The following is a 16,033-nucleotide window of genomic DNA, read 5'->3' as shown; positions in this document are numbered from 1 at the left end:
TATTATGCGTGTGCTAAGGCTTGTTTTTTCACTTCGTTTTTCAACACTTTTCCTACGCTGTTTTTAGGAAGTGATGAAACAAATACAACAGTTGGTACTTTATATGGTGCTAATCGTTCTTTACAGAAGTTCACTACATCTTCTTCAGTTAAAGCAGATGCTTCTTGTTTAACAACAAATGCATATGGAACTTCGCCGTACACATCATCAGGCATGCCGACAACTGTCGCTTCTAACACCCCATCTGCTGCTAAGGCAACTTCTTCTACTTGATCTGGGTAGATGTTGTCTCCTCCATATACAATTACATCTTTATAGCGTCCTTCAATGTAAAGAAATCCGTCTTCATCTAATCGACCTGCATCACCCATCGCTAACCAGCCATCTTGTAAGACAGCGTTTGTTGCTTCTTCGTTTTGCCAGTAGCCTTTAAACAGATAAGGGCTTCGCACGAGTACTTCACCTTTTTCTCCAGTTGGTACTTCTTGACGTGTATCTGGGTCTACAATTTTAACTTCCACATGTGGAGCAGGTTTTCCAGCAGAGCTTACTTTCTTCCATCCCATTTGAGGATGCCATGAACTGATAATCCAAGCTTCTGTGCTTCCGTACCCTTGAGCTAAAATCATTCCGTTACGATCATATTGTTCGATTAAAGACTCTGATACTTTTGTTCCGCCTGACACAGCAAGTTTTAGAGGGAAATCATAGTGATCTCCTTTTTCAAGCTCTTCTACGATGTATTTTAATGCCGGTGGTAGTGCAAACAGCATTTTAATGTTTTCTTTTTCAATTACCTCAATTACTTTAGCTGGATCTGTTTCTTCAGAACATACCATTGTGTTTCCTGTGTTAATGCACATAAATAAAATGCTCATCGAACTCATGTGGAAGAATGGATGAACAAACAAATAACGCATGCTTTTATCAATATTTGCACGTTCTTCCTGTCCGCCAGAATTTAAAAAGGCACTTACCGATCCGTGTGCAATCATACATCCTTTTGACTTACCTGTTGTACCAGATGTGAACATCATCAATGCTAGATCTTCAGGAAGTACTTCAGGAAGTGCTTCTGGTGTGTTTGTGTCATACGCTGAGAATTGAGTTGTAAATTCTTGTGCATCCTCAATTTTTAACGTAAAGCTAAGTCCATCCGTTTGTTCCGCTTTTTCTAATACAGACATAAATTCGTTGTGGTGGATAATCGCTTTTAACTGTCCGCTCGTAATAATGCTATCAAGTTCATAAGGTGTCATGCTCTTACTTAATGGAACAACGACTGCTCCCACTTGTAAAATTCCCATTGTAACGACTGGGTAAGCAATGCTTGTATGAGCTAAAATACCAATACGATCTCCTTTTTGAATGCCTTTCTCTAAGAAGTAATGAGACAATTGATTTACTTTTTCATAAAATTCATTAAATGTATAACGTTCATTATGTTCAACTAGTGCTTCATGTTGAGGAGAAATCTCTGCACGTTCTGCGACTAAGTATTGTAATGTGTTCATTTTATCCTCTCCTTTGTCCGCTAGGACTAAATATTTCGTTCGTGAATATTTTAATGACTAAAACATAATAACAAAAAATTTTTCCGAAGTAAAAGTTTAAAATTATCAAAATGTGTTTATATAGGTTGTATCGGGAAATGTTAAAAGAGATGCTGTTTTTAAAAAGTGTTGTATTATCAAGGGTTTGATAAAATTTTACAAAATTTAAACAGTTCAGACACTGGGTTTAACGAACTATTTTTTTCCTTTTTTTGTTTGTAAATTAGTTTTTATTTCTTGTTTTTCATTTTTTTAATATATTTTCTTACTTTCCCCTTATTCACCGGATTTTGAGCTTATTTATTGAATGAAAACGGTGAATATGAAACAATAATATATAAGCATTTGGATTTGAAAGGAGCAAATTTAGACATGAAAGTTCTTGTAATTGGTGCGAATGGTCAAGTAGGCCAACATATTGTAAACGTTTTGAATGAAAGTGATGTGCACACTGTACGTGCGATGGTTCGTAAAGAAGAACAAGCAAAAGAACTTGAGGCAAGAGGTATCGAAACGGCTTTTGCAAGCTTAGAAGGCACTGTACACGAAATTAAGGAAGTGATGAAAGGCTGTGACGCCGTTATCTTTAGCGCAGGATCAGGCGGAAACACAGGCCATGATAAGACACTTTTAATTGATTTAGACGGTGCGGTAAAAGCGATGGAAGCTGCAGAAGATTTAGGTATTAAACGATTTGTCATGGTAAGCGCACTTCAAGCACATCACCGTGAAAACTGGAATACTTCACTAATTCCTTACTATGTAGCCAAACATTATGCAGATAAAATCTTAGAAGCAAGCGGATTAACATATACAATTGTTCGACCAGGCGGATTGTTAAACGAACCAGGAACAGGACGTGTAGATGCTGGGGAGAACAAAGAGCGCGGATCCATTCCTCGCGAAGATGTAGCGCGTGTGGTAGTTGAAACGCTAAGTGAAGATCATACATTCGGACGTTCTTTTGATTTAGTTTCAGGCGATACGCCTATCGCAGAGGCTATTCAATCTATTTAATATAAAAAAAGCAGCGAATCCGTATTCGCTGCTTTTTATTTATCATTTAGTACATGTATTAAATGATAAATCACTTTTGCTGTCAGTCCCCATATGACTCGGTCTTCATAGTAATAAAAATGTTCTTCCATCTCTCTTGTTTGCCAATTATAATTTTCACCACCAATAATCGCGTCATAAGGAAAATTATGTTCGGGTTCTACTCTGAAATGGATATTGTGTATATCAGGTTCGGTACGCTGAAAAAAAGAAAGAGGCACGGTAAATACTTCTGCTACTTCCGAAGGATTCGGTCGAAGTTCAAGCGACTCATCAATAAAACCTACATAAGGATAAATGATTGTTCCAAATTGAGAAACAATATAATCTAAAGCTTGTACTTGCTGAATAGATTCAGGCGTAATCCCTAACTCCTCGGATGTTTCACGGATAGCCGTTTCTTTTTCGTCTGCATCCGTCTTCTCGACACGCCCTCCTGGAAAACAAATTTCTCCGGGCTGTCTTCGTAAATCGAGCGCTCTTACCTCAAATAAAACATGCAGTTCCCCTTGTTTTTCAATAAGCGGAACAAGAATACCGAAGCGAGAAAACTGCTCCATTCCAAGAATTGTCGGTATCCGATTTTCTAACTTAGCTATAATACGGGATGTATCCATACGTCCACTTCCTTTCACAAAATGAATTATCAAAAGAATAGCGAGTTATAAGCTACGATGTCAACTAACCTGCAAAAGAAAGCTGTTATCTTTAGTATATGAAGAGATCCATTCAATTGACACTACAATTGATAAAAATATATAACATGGATATAAATAAAAACAGATAGCATCGGCTACCGGTCTTTTTGTTTTGTTTTTAACAACCCATAAATAAGTAAAAAGAATGCAACCACACTGATAAGCAATCCTCCTACTTGCTTATCAGTGAGTCCAAAACAAAGCTGAAGCCAAAAGATAACCAAGCAAATCAAAATGACGCTGGTAGCTAAATAAAAGTAAATGCTGTAGAAAAACGGATTCGTTCTTTTCCGTTTGTAGACAAGTAGTGAGATGCCTATATACGTACCCAATAGTGTGAGTAATACAACAACTTCCGTTAATGTTCTCACCGCATTCTCCCCTCTCCCTTTTTTCTTCTATACCCCGTTTCTTCTTTCATCAAAAGGAAGTTTAACTAAGGTATTTACAAAAAACGCCCTTATGCCATAAGGCGTTTTCCTTCAATACGCTTTATCCTGGTTTGTATTATATATCAAGAGCAAAGGTAATGACCGCTTCACAAGCCAACTCGCTGTCTACAAATGCTTTTCCTTTTCCTCTTACAATCTTTCCGCGCTGCTTGAGAACCTCAAATTCTAAACGCAGTGTATCTCCTGGCCTTACTTGACGCTTAAAACGACATTCGTCTATCCCCGCTAAAAAAGCAAGTCTTCCTTTTTGTTGGTCATCCGCAGCCATGGCAAATCCACCGAGCTGAGCAAGAGCTTCGACAATAAGTACCCCTGGCATTACCATATAGTCGGGAAAGTGGCCTTTGAAAAAAGGTTCATTTGCTGTTACTTGTTTAATCCCTATCGCAAGCTTTCCTTCTTCTTGCTCTAAGATGCGATCAACAAGTAAAAAAGGATAGCGGTGTTGAATGGTATGTTTTATTTGTTTTATATCTTTCATAGGTATCGCTCCTTTTTCTTATAATAAGGGGTCCTTGCCGTCAAATACAGGAAACGTATCTGGATGAAGGAGCGGCGCGAGTTTTTTTAACCCTAACAGCAACCTAGGTGAAGGACGACAATACAGCCATTCTTCTAGTACATGTACGCGATGTTCTTTAATGGCACACATATCGGACCAATCGGGTCTTTTATGTAAAATAGTCGGATTTACTTTGTTTGTCTGCACGCCTACCCAAGCCAGACAAATATGTTGTGGATTTCGTTTGAACACTTTTTCCCAATTACTCTGTACATTTGCTTCTTTATGATCAGCAAATATATTTTCTCCTCCCGCTAACTTACTAATTTCAGTCAGCCAGTTTGCTTTGCCAGGAGTAAAGACAGGTTTTGGCCACCATTCCCAGTATACAGTGGCTTTTTCATCAATTTGATTTGCAATCCCTTTATATGTAGAAAGAAACTGATCATAACGCTTTAACAGTTCAGCTGCTTTTGTTTCAATGTTTAATCGCTGACCTAAATCCTGTAGATTTTGACGGATATCTTCTAGCGAATTAGGATTATATACGACATAAGGAAGCTTTCGTTTTTTAAGTTCTTCAATATTTCGCTCCATTCCAGGAACGCTTAGTGATGCTAGGACTAAATCGGGTTTAGCTTCTTCCACCGCATCCATATTAATAGATAAATCGGGACCTAAACGCGGCAGACCTTGAATAGACTGCGGCCAATCGGAATAATCATCAATTGCTACGAGCAAATGCTCACATTTTAAATACGCTATTAGTTCTGTATTGCTTGGACAAAGCGAAACAATTCGCATAGTTCCCCTCCTGCATTCATTTCTTTTTTTCTATTATACAATAGATCCAAATATAAAAAGCAGAGACTTTCACTGAAGTCCCTGCTTTTGGTGCTCTTTATCCACCCATCGCGTGATAAAAGAAGTAAAAGAAAACTAAACAGCCAAGTGAACTAATGCTTGTAGTTAAAATGCCGATTGAAAGCAACACCTGTCCGTCTTTTTTTTGTTTATATCGCAGCATATAATAAAAAGCTAAACAGGTGCCAAGGAGTAAATAAATAGCCCATATGTAAGGTAGATTCTTTAGCTGAAAGATGTATCCTTGATTAAATAATAAACAGTAAATAAAAAAAAGATTTACGATAAAAAATATAGAAAGTACACTTTTCTTCATCTATTAAACCCTCTTCTATTCTTTATTTTCTGCTATAGTTGCTCTGTTTTGATTTCTCAGTTCATCCCGTATTTCACGTAAATATTGATTTCTCTCCTGCATTCGCTTTAACACTATAACAATAACAGCTATAATACCAGCAATGATTCCTATATAAAGAACTCCAAACACTAAGATAGGTACTACACCCCAAAGCTCCATCTCATCCCTCCTATTTTTTGGTTATTACCTTATTTTACCGTATTTTGTAAAGTTGTCACGTCTTTTATCCATGAAAAAGGGAGTTTGAATATACATTCAAACTCCCTAAAGAGATTATAAAAAATAATATTTATTATAGCGCCTTGCTTTTGACACTCGCTCCCGTTCCGAAGAACTTATCAAAAATTTGATAAAGAGCAGACAGGCCAACTAACCAATAAATCGTTGTTACTAACCAATCCCAAGAGCCAAATAGCTCTTCTACTACATTCACGCCTAATGCTACAGCTAACCAATTTAAACCGCCTAAAATCACAAGAAGAGTCGTTAAACCTGAAAGAAATTTCACGTTGTCACCTCCTTGCGAACTGCATTAGGAAAAGCAGCTCATGTTACATCTTATGCGCTGTATAGATCAGTATATGCATAGGCGCTATGTAAAATAGTTATAAAGAATATGTGATTTATTCTTTTTTATTTTCTTATTGTGCAGCTGCAGCTTTCCCGATTTGCTTAATCGTTTCTACATGCATTGCTTCGTGATAGAAGCTGAATAAAAACGTTTCGCCAACTGTTGTAAAGTTGATGCCGGCTTTGTTTGTAAAAGGTGTAATTAACTGCTTATCAAACTGCTGGGGCATGAACTCTTTAATACGATGTGCTTGATCTTTCAACACATTCGCAATTTCTTCAAGAGAAGGAACAGCCTCCGTCCAATCGGCAGGTTTCGTTCCTGCGCCGAAAAAGCTTTCATAACTCTCTGGCGTTTGCATCGGTTCACCAGCTAAGCCAAACACAAGCTTTTCTTGAATAAAGGCAATGTGTCCAAGATTCCAGCGGATATTGTTATTGAATCCTTTTGGTGTGATTTCCGCTGCCTCTTCTGTTGTTTTTTCGAGGATACTGATCGTAATTCCTCTTACAACGTCCATATGTTTTAAAATCATGTTTTCCATCGTCTAATCTCTCCTTACGTTGTCGTATTAGATAAACTATTCAATGTCTATTGTGCACAAATTAACCCTTAAATGCCACTCATAACATTTAAACCTTAAAATAAAAGAAAATTCAAAAGAACATCCCCCTATATAAAAACTAGGGGGATGTTTTAAGCAGAAGACTTTAAATTTGAGACAGGTCCTTTGTTTGGCTTCGGTTTTAGCTGACCAAGCTTATTTTTCAGATAATCTTTTAATGCGCCGCGTTTTCTCTTGCGTCTTTTATCACGATTTTTAATAGTAATCTCCTCCTTTCTTTTTAGTTTTAAGACCTGTGTATTAAATGGATTCTTCTTTTATACATAAAATCCTTTTGAATTCTTAAATTTACCTTCATGTAATCCTTTCCTTTTTACAAAAAAAGACCAAAGTATCAAAACTTTGATCAATTAAGCTACGTAAGTAATCGACCCAATAGTGGAAATAATAGCGCTGTTTCTGTCGTACCAAACAACGGGTTCGTATCTAACTGCAAAATAACTGAGGTGAGCGGTGTGAAGCCTGACAATTTCATCTGACAGGTAAGCTGATTGCTTTGCGTCGTCTTTTCTCTTTAAATTTAACACTTCAATAATTCTTTCCCGCGTCGTAATTCCAATTCCATGACCAAAGTATAGAGTTTCATCTAATACAATTGTGTTTTCACCTTTCCACTGGGGAGTATCAGGATTATAATCAGGATTTTTAAAATACGCACAGTCTCCGGGCAAGTAGTCAGATCCTTTATAACCATGAAGCTCAAGATCTTCATCATATTGCCAATCGTGTAAGTAAAGATCAGCAAAAAGCCTGTTAAAGTTTGCTTTTCCAATATTATTTAATACAGCTTTGTAAAAGATGATGATAACAGCCGTCGCGCACTCAAACGCATATTCGTGTCCGTTGTAAAAAATATCATCGATGGCCTGATGAGGAGAAACGGTAGGCAGTAGCTGAAACCCTCCGTTATCGGTTCGTTTCCAATACTTTTCGTTACACCTAGAACGTGCAAATGTAGCAAACTTGGCTCCGCTTTTGCGCAGCAACACAGACGATTCAATAATTTGTAGTTTAACAGATACATCAAAATCAAGCTGGTCAAATGTAGCATACTCATACACTTCCCTATAGGTATCCATCTGTTTTAAAATGTCTGCTTTTTCTTTCGTTAACGAACTATTATTTAGATCACTTATTTTCACAATTTGTTGGTTAACTTTAATCATAGACGTTCTCTCCTTTACAGAAAATGATATCAATCACTTTCTCTAACAGGATATTGATAAAAAAAGATTTTGTGTATCTTCATTTATTTAAAATCGTGAAGATTAGAAAAAACGATGAAAGAAAGTAATTTAACCAATAATCTTTTCTTTTGTTCCTTTTTGTCCTTTTGTAACCTTTTTAAATATAAAGCGAGCAACTAACACGTACAGTGGTAACACAATAATGACGGCAATAACATTTAAAATCCAAGGTATTGTCCCCATAAAAACGTTTGAAGATGCTTTATCATACCAGCTCACAATAAGTATTAAAAAGAAAACACTGGATATAAAAGTACTTATGTATCCCTTCTTATAGTTTGTACTTCTCACAGCAACAACAAAGCCAATTACCAAGGAAATGCCTGCTGCAATTAAGACAAAAATCAAAAATAAGTTTGCTACCTTTTGAACGTCCATTTCTTCCCTCTTTCCTATAAAAAAGTAAATTTAAGTACTTTAAACTCCCTAAAACAATTAACACCTTTTTCTAGATACAATTCCTACAGTTAAAATTAAAGTCATACCTACACCATATAGCGCTATAAAAGTATAAAGTGATTTTATGTAGCCAGCTGGATAAAGCGTAGCGCTCATTATTAATAAAAGTCCTAATATGTTTAATAACTTTGTTTTTTTAATTTTTATTTCACTCTCTTCCTTTCAATCTCGATAGCCCTTTTACTTATATAGAATCTAGAAGCTAAAATTTCTTGGCAATCTACTAGGTAAATGTTTATACTTCTTTTAGAAATGTCCCTCTTCATTAAATTTTGCTTAAAATAAGCTTGTTCTCCACGAGACTTTTAGTTAGTTCTGTTCTTTATTTAACCGCTTCATTTTGTTTTTGATCAAAAGTTACTATTAAATTGTATATAAAAATTAACAAACCACACCCGACCATAATCCAACGCATACTTCCTTGGAATGCAGAATTAAAAATGTTTGCTAAAGCTATTATAAGTCCTGTTGACATGTTAAGATAATTCCAAAACAAGCAAATCGCCCTCCTTAACCATTTTTGGTCAGACGAAAGAAGATATAAATATTAGTTTACACTAAAAAAGTTGAGCTCCTATTTACACTAGGTCTCAGCTTTTTTATTTCTTGAATAGGCTCAATTACAACATCGAAAGACTTAAAAAACATTAAAATGCAATTAACATTTTTTTATGCTTTTTCATAGTTGGTCTCCATTTCAGCCGTTTTTAGTACTCAGGCTTAGCAACACCTAAATTCGATTCAAAATCAGTAAGGTACGTGCGGGCTCCGTTATATTTCTCTTCTTCTTCATAGTCATAATTATTACTTGTGTACGGATTGTTAACAATGTTTTTATATGATCTGATGGTTTTTAATTGAATTTCTTTGTTGTTTAACTTTTACATACTGAACAACTATATCACACAAATGGATTATTTTAACTATTTATATTAAAATTAAAGAAATTAATAAATGGGGGTTTGTATGAAAAAGTTATATTCTGCATTACTCGCATCTCTACTGTCAGCCAGTATACTAACGGCTTGTTCAGCAACGAACGTAAACAGTAAAAAAGACGTGGAATTCTATTCTAGTGAAGATGAAGCCTTTGAAAATGCAAAAAAAGAGTCTACAGGAATACAAGATATTATCGGTGAAAGCAAATATGTAGATAACGAAAAGATTGTTATCTATACAATTAAAGAAAAATCGAATGTAGGTGTAGGAACAGCTACATTAACTCAAAAGGATCAAAAAATCCGTTGGTATTTTATTGGGAATCCAGCTATTATCAAACAATCAAAGGGAAATACAGATATCACTAGTGAAATAACGACTCCAAAAGGTGTAAAGTACGATTTTTATGCCGGTACCCCAACAAAATCAAATATGACAATTGAAACCCGTACCGATACTGAAGTAGTCCCTCATATTGATAAAGAATATGATATTTATTACTACCTCTCCCCTGTCCCAAGAAATTAAGCAGCAATTTTTTATTTTTTACTAGTCGCAACTAAGGGGGACATTATATATGAAAGTGTTTATAAAATTATCTCTGTTTACGTTTATTATCGTTGGATTATCAGGGTGTATAGGCGAGGAATATGACTTCTCTCCCCCTCCGGTTACATTATCGGCCAGTGATGTTGTGGATGTTGAACTGAAAGAAACTAATGTAGATTGGCGCGGAGAAGAAGGAAAACAGTACAGAAAGGAAACAAATACAAGGAATGGTATAAATGGAGCTAAAAAGCAGCAACAGCTAGCTGTAGCCCCTGAAACACAAGGAAATTTAAGGTTTGATAGCGAAGATTTTCTTGTTAATGACATTAGTTCTTATATAATAAGCTCTAGTAATGCGAAGCAAGATATTAGAATAAATGAACAAGATAGAACTTTTACGTTCCCAAAGAAAAAAGGGAATTATGTTTATGTGCTAGAACTTCAAACTGATAGAGGCTACGCACAATATGTAGGGAACGTTGTTGTTAAATAAATAACATAGAAACTACTAAAATCCAATCTCTACAAAGAGATTGGGTTTTAGTAATATTATAATATATCTACATGAGAAGTCACCTATTATCATTAGTAAGCTCTATAGAAAGATCTTGTCCAGATACTTTTCGACTTACGTATGAGAATAAAAAAGTGCTAACTACAAGCATTGATACTACTACAGAAAGAATTGTTTTATAACCTATAACAAACTTCCCTGGATCCATTAATAGCAGAATTAATGTCACTAAAAGTCCCATTACAATTCCACATATTACTCCAATCGTAATATATAAATTTACCTGTGAAAGAATGACTTTACGAATGGATTTTGGCGTCATGCCCATCGCGCGTAAAACAGCAAATTCTTTTCGTTTTGAATAAATATTATTTGCCAATGAATTAAATACTCCTGCCATGGTAGAAACAACCAACGTGGCAATAACAACTATAAAAATTCCCCAGCGCTGATAAAACATTTCATTTGCTTCGTTAACAGATTGATCATAGCTGCTTACCTTTAATTCGGGATACTGACTTTTTAAACCTTCAATTTCTTTTACAGCGGCCTTTACATCCGTAGCATCTATGTATAGGCGGTAAAAATCCACATCTTTAAACTTGTTGCTTTTCCAATCTAAAAATGCTTCATTATTGTCAAGAAGGTGATTAGGTATAGCTGTTACCACATAATCTCCCTTAGGTATTATATTTCCCTCTATCATTGATTCATCTTGATTTTCAACATACATACCTAAATGGAGTACCTGACCGACTTTTAAATCATGACTTTCAGCAAATTTTTCAGACACTATTATACTATTCTCTTTATTACTTCCTTTTACATACGAGAAATGCTCTAGAAGTCCTTGCTTCTGCAATCTTTTCAAGTCAACCACATTGTAACGAATATCCGCAACCTTTTTTGAATTTAAAATCTCTCCTAAGCCCTGATTACTCATGTTGCTAACGCTTTTTACGTTAGGTAATTGTTCAGCCTTTCTAGTTAGTTCTTCTACATCTATTTTTGAATCATCAAGGCGAGTTTCCACAATAATAGGCATTGCATATTCTTTTTTTAAGTAGGTTAGTCCATTAATTTGTATGGTTCTAAATGTAATTGACCCAAATACAGTAATGATCATTAATCCGCATATTATTAAGATAATCATTGTGTTTTTTTTAACTTGGGGAATTAAGTTTTTTACCGCAATATAAAATTCTTTGCCAAATATTTTTTGTCCATATGGCAAAAACCATTTTAATCCTTTAGTCACTATGATAGGAAAGATTAGTATAAAGGCAAGCAAAACTAAAATAACTGTAATTAGCAACATCCCAGGTCCGTATGTGCCTCTTGTAGGAAATACCTGGCTTCCTATAACTAAAAATAAGGAGAGTGCTAATAGTACCTTAAAAACTACTATTCTTGTCTTGGAAAAACCATAGTTAATTTTCTCGTTCTTCTGCATTGTTTTTAGGGGCAATACTTTTGTACTTCGATAAGCTGGAACGAGTAAAAAGAATTGAATAATAACAAACATTACAACTGTAAGGATAATGGCAGTACCTACGTTAAAGTCAGATGGAAAGGAAGATATTTCTGACACTTTTCCTAACCAGCTATATAAGTACCTTTGACTGCAAAAGGTTAGCAAAAATCCTACACCTGTACCTACGGTGTTTATAACGGTGCTTTGAAGTATGATAATCTTGCTAATCTGTTTAGCACTGGCTCCTATTGAACGCATAATGGCGAATTGATTCCTCATCTTGTAGAGCAAAAGCTCAAAGTTTGAAATGAGAATAAGAGACGTGATAATTAACACCAATGCCGATAAAACAATAATAAATGTATGTAGGGATTGTAAATTATTTTGCACGCCTGCATCTTGTTCAGCTATATCAATACGTAAGTTCTTGTTATAAGATTTTATACGATCGGCCAACTTTAAGGCGCTCTTATTCTTGTGTGCCTTTATTAATAAATAAGTTGCTTCTGCGCTGCTTTTTTCTTTTGCTTGAATATAGTCTTTTACGTTTTTTTGATTAAGTATTAGCATATCTGGAGCTACTCCAGTAGCGGATAAATCTTTTACCGTTTCTGCTAATGTATATGTTTTGTTTTCTATAAGAACTTTATCTCCTACTTTTGCGTGTAAATCTTTAGCTAGTCCTTTGTTCATTACGACAGAATTCTTATTCAGCGGTTTGGAAAAGTGATACCGACTTTTAGCTAAATAATCGTTTTCAACACCTACTGTATAGATAGAGGTATTTAGTTTATTTAGATTCAAATGCGCAATAGATACTTTTGATACCTTATCTACCATTTTATCCTGGTGAATTTCTTCCACTAAAGTTGATGTCAAAATTTTGCCTTGATCCATCTCAAACCCTACAGATAAATCCATCTCACCGTAAGTTTGTTTTAATTGACTTTTTAATGTGTCCTGCGCATTAAAAGAGAATAAAACCATACTAAGTACAAGCATCGTAGAAATAGCTATACTTACAATAGATGAAAACACTATAAATTTATTGGACTTAAATAAACGAAAAGCTAAACCTCGTAGTGTTTTCATATCTTAGGACTCTCGACTTTTGTAATAAGCTTAAACTTCTCTAGTATATGATCCAAATCACTATTTCCGCTACAGATATATGTATCGACAATAGAGCCATCATGAAAGAATAGAACGCGATCTGCATAAGTAGCTACATTAGGGTCGTGAGTAACAAGAAGTATGCTTTGGCTGAGTTCGTTTTTTGTAGTTACTAGTGTGTGTAGTATGACTTCGGAAGTATTAAAATCAAGGTTACCTGTAGGCTCGTCTGCCAGAATAATAGGTGGTTCAGTTATAATTGCTCTTCCTATAGCTACGCGCTGCTGTTGTCCACCTGACAGTTGTACAGGGCGGTGTTTCTTCCAAGCTGTTAAGCCCAAGAGCTCAACAGCGTTATTTACTTTTAAATCAATTACATCCGATGTAAGCCCTTTTAAAACGAGCGGCAGAGCTATGTTTTCTTCTACAGATAAATCCTTTAATAAGTGGAATGATTGAAAGATAAAGCCAATATTATCTCGTCTGTATGCTGAGGCTTGAGGTTCTTGAAACATATCTTTTGAAAGCATTCCTTTTAATTTAATCGTTCCAGTAGTTGGTTCATCGAGTGCTCCTAAAATGTTCAGCAGTGTACTTTTTCCTGAACCGCTTGTTCCCATAACAGCAGCCATTTCACCTACCCTTAACTGAAAGGATATATCATTTAGTGCAGTAACTTCATAGCCCTCTCCTTTATAAACTTTAGTTAAATTTTTCACCTCTAAAATATGTTGATTCTTCACGTCTTCACCTCGAAGTAAGTTTTTTTGTAGTGACAAAGATAGTTAACGCTTTTATCGCCTCTCTTTTTGTGAATTTCTACTATATCTAGTACGTTTCAAAACAGGAATAGTTTTACATTTTGAAGAAAATAGGTAAAAAAGTTTTAATTATTTACAAGAAACACAAAAAGTAGAAGCTTATTAGATGATGCACTACATTCAAATTTAAAAGAAAACAGAGTCATATTTGACTCTGTTTTCTTCTTTCGATTAACTTGAATTTAGGTAAAATATACCCATATTTAACCTTATGCCTTGTGGTCCGATACGTAAACTATTATACTTATTTTAGTAAATATTCATAAAAAAGGAAAATGAGAGAAGTCATGCCCCCAAGCTCATCACAACATCCTATTATTCTATTTGATGGTGTTTGCAATCTCTGTAATCAATGGGTTCAATTTGTCATCAAGCGGGATTCACGTGATCTGTTTCGTTTTGCATCGCTTCAATCCGATACTGCGGGAACCTTGCTGAGTCAGCATAACTATGAGCATCCACCACTTCAATCGGCCATTCTTCTTATGAACGGGAATCTTTACACAGAGTCTACGGCCATCCTACATATTGTCCGCCGGCTTCGGGGGCCCATTCAACTGATGACGTGTTTCCGAGTTATTCCCACATTCATTCGAAACCCACTCTATCGTTTCATTGCACGTAATCGGTATAAGTGGTTTGGAAAACAAACGTCATGCATGTTGCCAACCCCTGAAACTAAAATGCGATTTTTGGACTAAGCATACAAATGGAGGAAAACAATGCGTTTATCAACAAAAGAGAAATTTCGTTTAAGTATTCTTGCGACCCTAAGGTGGACCATGGCCATTACGTTTCTTATTTATGGAATAGCCAAAATCTACCCAGGACAATTTATAACAGGCGATTTTGTGTTCGATTCAACAAAAGATTCTGCGATGAAACTGGCGTGGTATTTCTTTGGGTATTCCGATTTCTACAACTATTTTATTGCCGCTGGCGAATTATTAGCTGCATTGCTATTGGTGATTCCGCGTACCGCAACACTAGGGAACGTTATTTTTCTCCCCATTATTGCCAACATCACCGTCCTTAACTATTGTTTCAACATTCCTGCCAAAGTGGTGTGTGTTCCACTGCTTGCAATGAGCTTGCTATTAGTATTGATGGAATATTCAAAGTTAAAAGGCATCTTCTTTATCAACACTGCTACCCCAATGCAGAAGGTAGACGTTCAATCATCCGAAAGGAAGGTGACCGTTAAATGATTGTCTTTCTTTTGCCGCCCATTATCTTCGGTTTGGCATGTACCTATTATTTTGGTCTTCGGAAAGAAGACTGAACACAGACAATTCCTATTTTGCTTTGACTAGTAGTTACGGAAACCAGAGAAGTTATCCATAAGATACTAAAAAAACTGCTGCAGGTAAGCTAATAAAAGCGCAACTTAATGCCACTTTTCAAAAACAATAAAAAAGGCAGCAGCTCAACTTATGAGCTGCTGCCTTTTATTTATAGAAACACGGGAATAACCTTTTAACGATACCAAATCGTTTTATCTTGATATGGAATACGTTTTGATGAAGCTTCTTTATTAGGATGTCCGACGTAAATTAAGCCTAAGAGCTTATCTCCGTCTTCTAGAGATAAAAAGTCATTCAGTTCTGTCTGATAGACAATTTCACCGGTTCTCCAAATTGTAGCCAAACCTTGTTCTTCCGCTACTAATAGCATATTTTGTATGCTTGCCGCTACGGCAGAGATTTCTTCAATTTCAGGCACTTTACCAGAAGGACTTACTGCTACAGCAATAATGACAGGAGCGCGAAGCGGTCCTTTTTTTGCTTTTGTTGTTTTTTTCAACGCTTCTTCTTCACTTAAGTGAGCAGTTTTTTGTTTCATAATACGTTCCATTTCGTCTCCTAAACGAACGCGTGAACCCCCTGTAAACACGCGGAACTTCCAAGGCTCTGTCTTTTTATGGTTAGGAGCCCAAGTGCCGGCTTCTAACATAAGGTTAATAGCATCTTCTGATACGTCTTTGTCTTGCATGGCCCCAATCGTTCTTCTAGCTTTAATAATATCTAATACGCTCATGCTTTCTATCTCCTTTTCTACATTCAATTTATTATAAGTATGTATTTGTCTTGAATATAGAATAATTGAAAATCATTCTCACTGTCAAATGTTTTGATTATTACTTAGGTAACGATAAAAAAATATGCCAATTTTTTAAGCGTGTTTGTTTTTTTAGCGGGTTTTCTTTTAATTATTTGGCAGTTTTGTCAAATAAAAAAA

At 35.6% G+C, this 16,033-nt stretch carries 20 protein-coding genes; 5 read left to right on the top strand and 15 right to left on the bottom strand.

The window, feature by feature from the left end; all coding sequences use genetic code 11:
* Window positions 1-2: 2 nt before the first annotated feature.
* A complete protein-coding gene (locus ACFX4G_RS07680; RefSeq protein ID WP_377573725.1) occupies window positions 3-1,514 on the bottom strand; it encodes a class I adenylate-forming enzyme family protein in 1,512 nt (503 codons plus the stop codon).
* A 411-nt stretch (window positions 1,515-1,925) separates the two neighbouring features.
* Here ACFX4G_RS07680 and ACFX4G_RS07675 point away from each other — a divergent pair, with 411 nt between their 5' ends.
* Window positions 1,926-2,570 carry an SDR family oxidoreductase gene (locus ACFX4G_RS07675; protein WP_377573722.1) on the top strand — a complete coding sequence of 215 codons (645 nt, stop codon included), beginning with the start codon at window positions 1,926-1,928 and terminating at the stop codon, window positions 2,568-2,570.
* Window positions 2,571-2,605: 35 nt separating this feature from the next.
* Here the strand turns inward: ACFX4G_RS07675 and ACFX4G_RS07670 are convergent, their stop codons facing one another.
* From ACFX4G_RS07670 to ACFX4G_RS07620, 11 genes are all read right to left on the bottom strand, one after another.
* Entirely contained in the window at window positions 2,606-3,226 is a 621-nt protein-coding gene (locus ACFX4G_RS07670; protein ID WP_043982570.1) for an NUDIX hydrolase, read from the bottom strand.
* Window positions 3,227-3,402: 176 nt separating this feature from the next.
* Window positions 3,403-3,678, bottom strand: a complete 276-nt coding sequence (locus ACFX4G_RS07665; RefSeq protein ID WP_097823360.1) for a hypothetical protein — start codon at window positions 3,676-3,678, stop codon at window positions 3,403-3,405.
* A gap of 136 nt (window positions 3,679-3,814) precedes the next feature.
* Window positions 3,815-4,240, bottom strand: coding sequence for a 3-hydroxyacyl-ACP dehydratase FabZ (gene fabZ / locus ACFX4G_RS07660; protein ID WP_034651912.1), 426 nt, complete (start codon window positions 4,238-4,240; stop codon window positions 3,815-3,817).
* A gap of 18 nt (window positions 4,241-4,258) precedes the next feature.
* Window positions 4,259-5,065: an ABC transporter substrate-binding protein gene (locus tag ACFX4G_RS07655; protein ID WP_377573718.1), complete on the bottom strand. Its 807-nt coding sequence runs from the start codon at window positions 5,063-5,065 to the stop codon at window positions 4,259-4,261.
* A 97-nt stretch (window positions 5,066-5,162) separates the two neighbouring features.
* On the bottom strand, window positions 5,163-5,441 hold the full coding sequence (locus tag ACFX4G_RS07650) for a hypothetical protein (protein WP_043982568.1): 279 nt from the start codon (window positions 5,439-5,441) through the stop codon (window positions 5,163-5,165).
* Between the two features lie 15 nt (window positions 5,442-5,456).
* Window positions 5,457-5,642 (bottom strand): hypothetical protein, encoded by a 186-nt coding sequence (locus ACFX4G_RS07645; protein ID WP_043982567.1) that lies wholly within the window; start codon window positions 5,640-5,642, stop codon window positions 5,457-5,459.
* 133 nt (window positions 5,643-5,775) lie between these two features.
* Window positions 5,776-5,991: a DUF378 domain-containing protein gene (locus tag ACFX4G_RS07640; protein WP_013057146.1), complete on the bottom strand. Its 216-nt coding sequence runs from the start codon at window positions 5,989-5,991 to the stop codon at window positions 5,776-5,778.
* Window positions 5,992-6,124: 133 nt separating this feature from the next.
* Window positions 6,125-6,598: a DinB family protein gene (locus tag ACFX4G_RS07635; protein ID WP_377573714.1), complete on the bottom strand. Its 474-nt coding sequence runs from the start codon at window positions 6,596-6,598 to the stop codon at window positions 6,125-6,127.
* A gap of 431 nt (window positions 6,599-7,029) precedes the next feature.
* Window positions 7,030-7,845: a protein-glutamine gamma-glutamyltransferase gene (locus tag ACFX4G_RS07630; protein WP_097823363.1), complete on the bottom strand. Its 816-nt coding sequence runs from the start codon at window positions 7,843-7,845 to the stop codon at window positions 7,030-7,032.
* Between the two features lie 129 nt (window positions 7,846-7,974).
* Entirely contained in the window at window positions 7,975-8,304 is a 330-nt protein-coding gene (locus tag ACFX4G_RS07625) for a hypothetical protein (protein WP_097823364.1), read from the bottom strand.
* A gap of 403 nt (window positions 8,305-8,707) precedes the next feature.
* Window positions 8,708-8,881 (bottom strand): hypothetical protein, encoded by a 174-nt coding sequence (locus tag ACFX4G_RS07620; RefSeq protein WP_176521217.1) that lies wholly within the window; start codon window positions 8,879-8,881, stop codon window positions 8,708-8,710.
* A gap of 470 nt (window positions 8,882-9,351) precedes the next feature.
* Here ACFX4G_RS07620 and ACFX4G_RS07615 point away from each other — a divergent pair, with 470 nt between their 5' ends.
* Both ACFX4G_RS07615 and ACFX4G_RS07610 read left to right on the top strand, forming a co-directional pair.
* Window positions 9,352-9,852, top strand: coding sequence for a hypothetical protein (locus ACFX4G_RS07615; RefSeq protein WP_377573709.1), 501 nt, complete (start codon window positions 9,352-9,354; stop codon window positions 9,850-9,852).
* Window positions 9,853-9,901: 49 nt separating this feature from the next.
* Window positions 9,902-10,366: a hypothetical protein gene (locus ACFX4G_RS07610; RefSeq protein ID WP_377573705.1), complete on the top strand. Its 465-nt coding sequence runs from the start codon at window positions 9,902-9,904 to the stop codon at window positions 10,364-10,366.
* Window positions 10,367-10,445: 79 nt separating this feature from the next.
* Here ACFX4G_RS07610 and ACFX4G_RS07605 read toward each other — a convergent pair whose 3' ends face one another.
* Both ACFX4G_RS07605 and ACFX4G_RS07600 read right to left on the bottom strand, forming a co-directional pair.
* Window positions 10,446-12,953, bottom strand: a complete 2,508-nt coding sequence (locus ACFX4G_RS07605; protein ID WP_377573702.1) for an ABC transporter permease — start codon at window positions 12,951-12,953, stop codon at window positions 10,446-10,448.
* The gene (locus ACFX4G_RS07600) at window positions 12,950-13,717 is read right to left on the bottom strand and encodes an ABC transporter ATP-binding protein (protein WP_377573699.1); all 768 of its coding nucleotides are present in this window, start codon (window positions 13,715-13,717) and stop codon (window positions 12,950-12,952) included. The genes ACFX4G_RS07605 and ACFX4G_RS07600 overlap by 4 nt, the downstream gene beginning before the upstream one ends.
* A 353-nt stretch (window positions 13,718-14,070) precedes the next feature.
* On the opposite strand from ACFX4G_RS07600, the gene ACFX4G_RS07595 reads away from it, so the two are divergent.
* Window positions 14,071-14,496: a thiol-disulfide oxidoreductase DCC family protein gene (locus ACFX4G_RS07595; RefSeq protein ID WP_377573696.1), complete on the top strand. Its 426-nt coding sequence runs from the start codon at window positions 14,071-14,073 to the stop codon at window positions 14,494-14,496.
* 21 nt (window positions 14,497-14,517) lie between these two features.
* On the top strand, window positions 14,518-15,003 hold the full coding sequence (locus tag ACFX4G_RS07590; protein ID WP_377573693.1) for a hypothetical protein: 486 nt from the start codon (window positions 14,518-14,520) through the stop codon (window positions 15,001-15,003).
* 268 nt (window positions 15,004-15,271) lie between these two features.
* Here ACFX4G_RS07590 and ACFX4G_RS07585 read toward each other — a convergent pair whose 3' ends face one another.
* Window positions 15,272-15,832 (bottom strand): nitroreductase family protein, encoded by a 561-nt coding sequence (locus ACFX4G_RS07585; RefSeq protein ID WP_377573690.1) that lies wholly within the window; start codon window positions 15,830-15,832, stop codon window positions 15,272-15,274.
* Window positions 15,833-16,033: the final 201 nt, after the last annotated feature.

The sequence above is a fragment of the Priestia sp. YIM B13486 genome (assembly GCF_042787865.1).
In the GTDB taxonomy this organism is placed as follows: Bacteria; Bacillota; Bacilli; order Bacillales; family Bacillaceae_H; genus Priestia; species Priestia megaterium.
This window is presented reverse-complemented; position numbering and strand designations above follow the sequence as displayed.

Bases quoted from the DNA above. Each gene is read 5' to 3' on its own strand.
- ACFX4G_RS07680 (WP_377573725.1), bottom strand. From the start codon at position 1,514: ATGAACACATTACAATACTTAGTCGCAGAACGTGCAGAGATTTCTCCT.
- ACFX4G_RS07675 (WP_377573722.1), top strand. From the start codon at position 1,926: ATGAAAGTTCTTGTAATTGGTGCGAATGGTCAAGTAGGCCAACATATT.
- ACFX4G_RS07670 (WP_043982570.1), bottom strand. From the start codon at position 3,226: ATGGATACATCCCGTATTATAGCTAAGTTAGAAAATCGGATACCGACA.
- fabZ (WP_034651912.1), bottom strand. From the start codon at position 4,240: ATGAAAGATATAAAACAAATAAAACATACCATTCAACACCGCTATCCT.
- ACFX4G_RS07655 (WP_377573718.1), bottom strand. From the start codon at position 5,065: ATGCGAATTGTTTCGCTTTGTCCAAGCAATACAGAACTAATAGCGTAT.
- ACFX4G_RS07650 (WP_043982568.1), bottom strand. From the start codon at position 5,441: ATGAAGAAAAGTGTACTTTCTATATTTTTTATCGTAAATCTTTTTTTT.
- ACFX4G_RS07645 (WP_043982567.1), bottom strand. From the start codon at position 5,642: ATGGAGCTTTGGGGTGTAGTACCTATCTTAGTGTTTGGAGTTCTTTAT.
- ACFX4G_RS07635 (WP_377573714.1), bottom strand. From the start codon at position 6,598: ATGGAAAACATGATTTTAAAACATATGGACGTTGTAAGAGGAATTACG.
- ACFX4G_RS07630 (WP_097823363.1), bottom strand. From the start codon at position 7,845: ATGATTAAAGTTAACCAACAAATTGTGAAAATAAGTGATCTAAATAAT.
- ACFX4G_RS07625 (WP_097823364.1), bottom strand. From the start codon at position 8,304: ATGGACGTTCAAAAGGTAGCAAACTTATTTTTGATTTTTGTCTTAATT.
- ACFX4G_RS07615 (WP_377573709.1), top strand. From the start codon at position 9,352: ATGAAAAAGTTATATTCTGCATTACTCGCATCTCTACTGTCAGCCAGT.
- ACFX4G_RS07610 (WP_377573705.1), top strand. From the start codon at position 9,902: ATGAAAGTGTTTATAAAATTATCTCTGTTTACGTTTATTATCGTTGGA.
- ACFX4G_RS07605 (WP_377573702.1), bottom strand. From the start codon at position 12,953: ATGAAAACACTACGAGGTTTAGCTTTTCGTTTATTTAAGTCCAATAAA.
- ACFX4G_RS07595 (WP_377573696.1), top strand. From the start codon at position 14,071: ATGAGAGAAGTCATGCCCCCAAGCTCATCACAACATCCTATTATTCTA.
- ACFX4G_RS07590 (WP_377573693.1), top strand. From the start codon at position 14,518: ATGCGTTTATCAACAAAAGAGAAATTTCGTTTAAGTATTCTTGCGACC.
- ACFX4G_RS07585 (WP_377573690.1), bottom strand. From the start codon at position 15,832: ATGAGCGTATTAGATATTATTAAAGCTAGAAGAACGATTGGGGCCATG.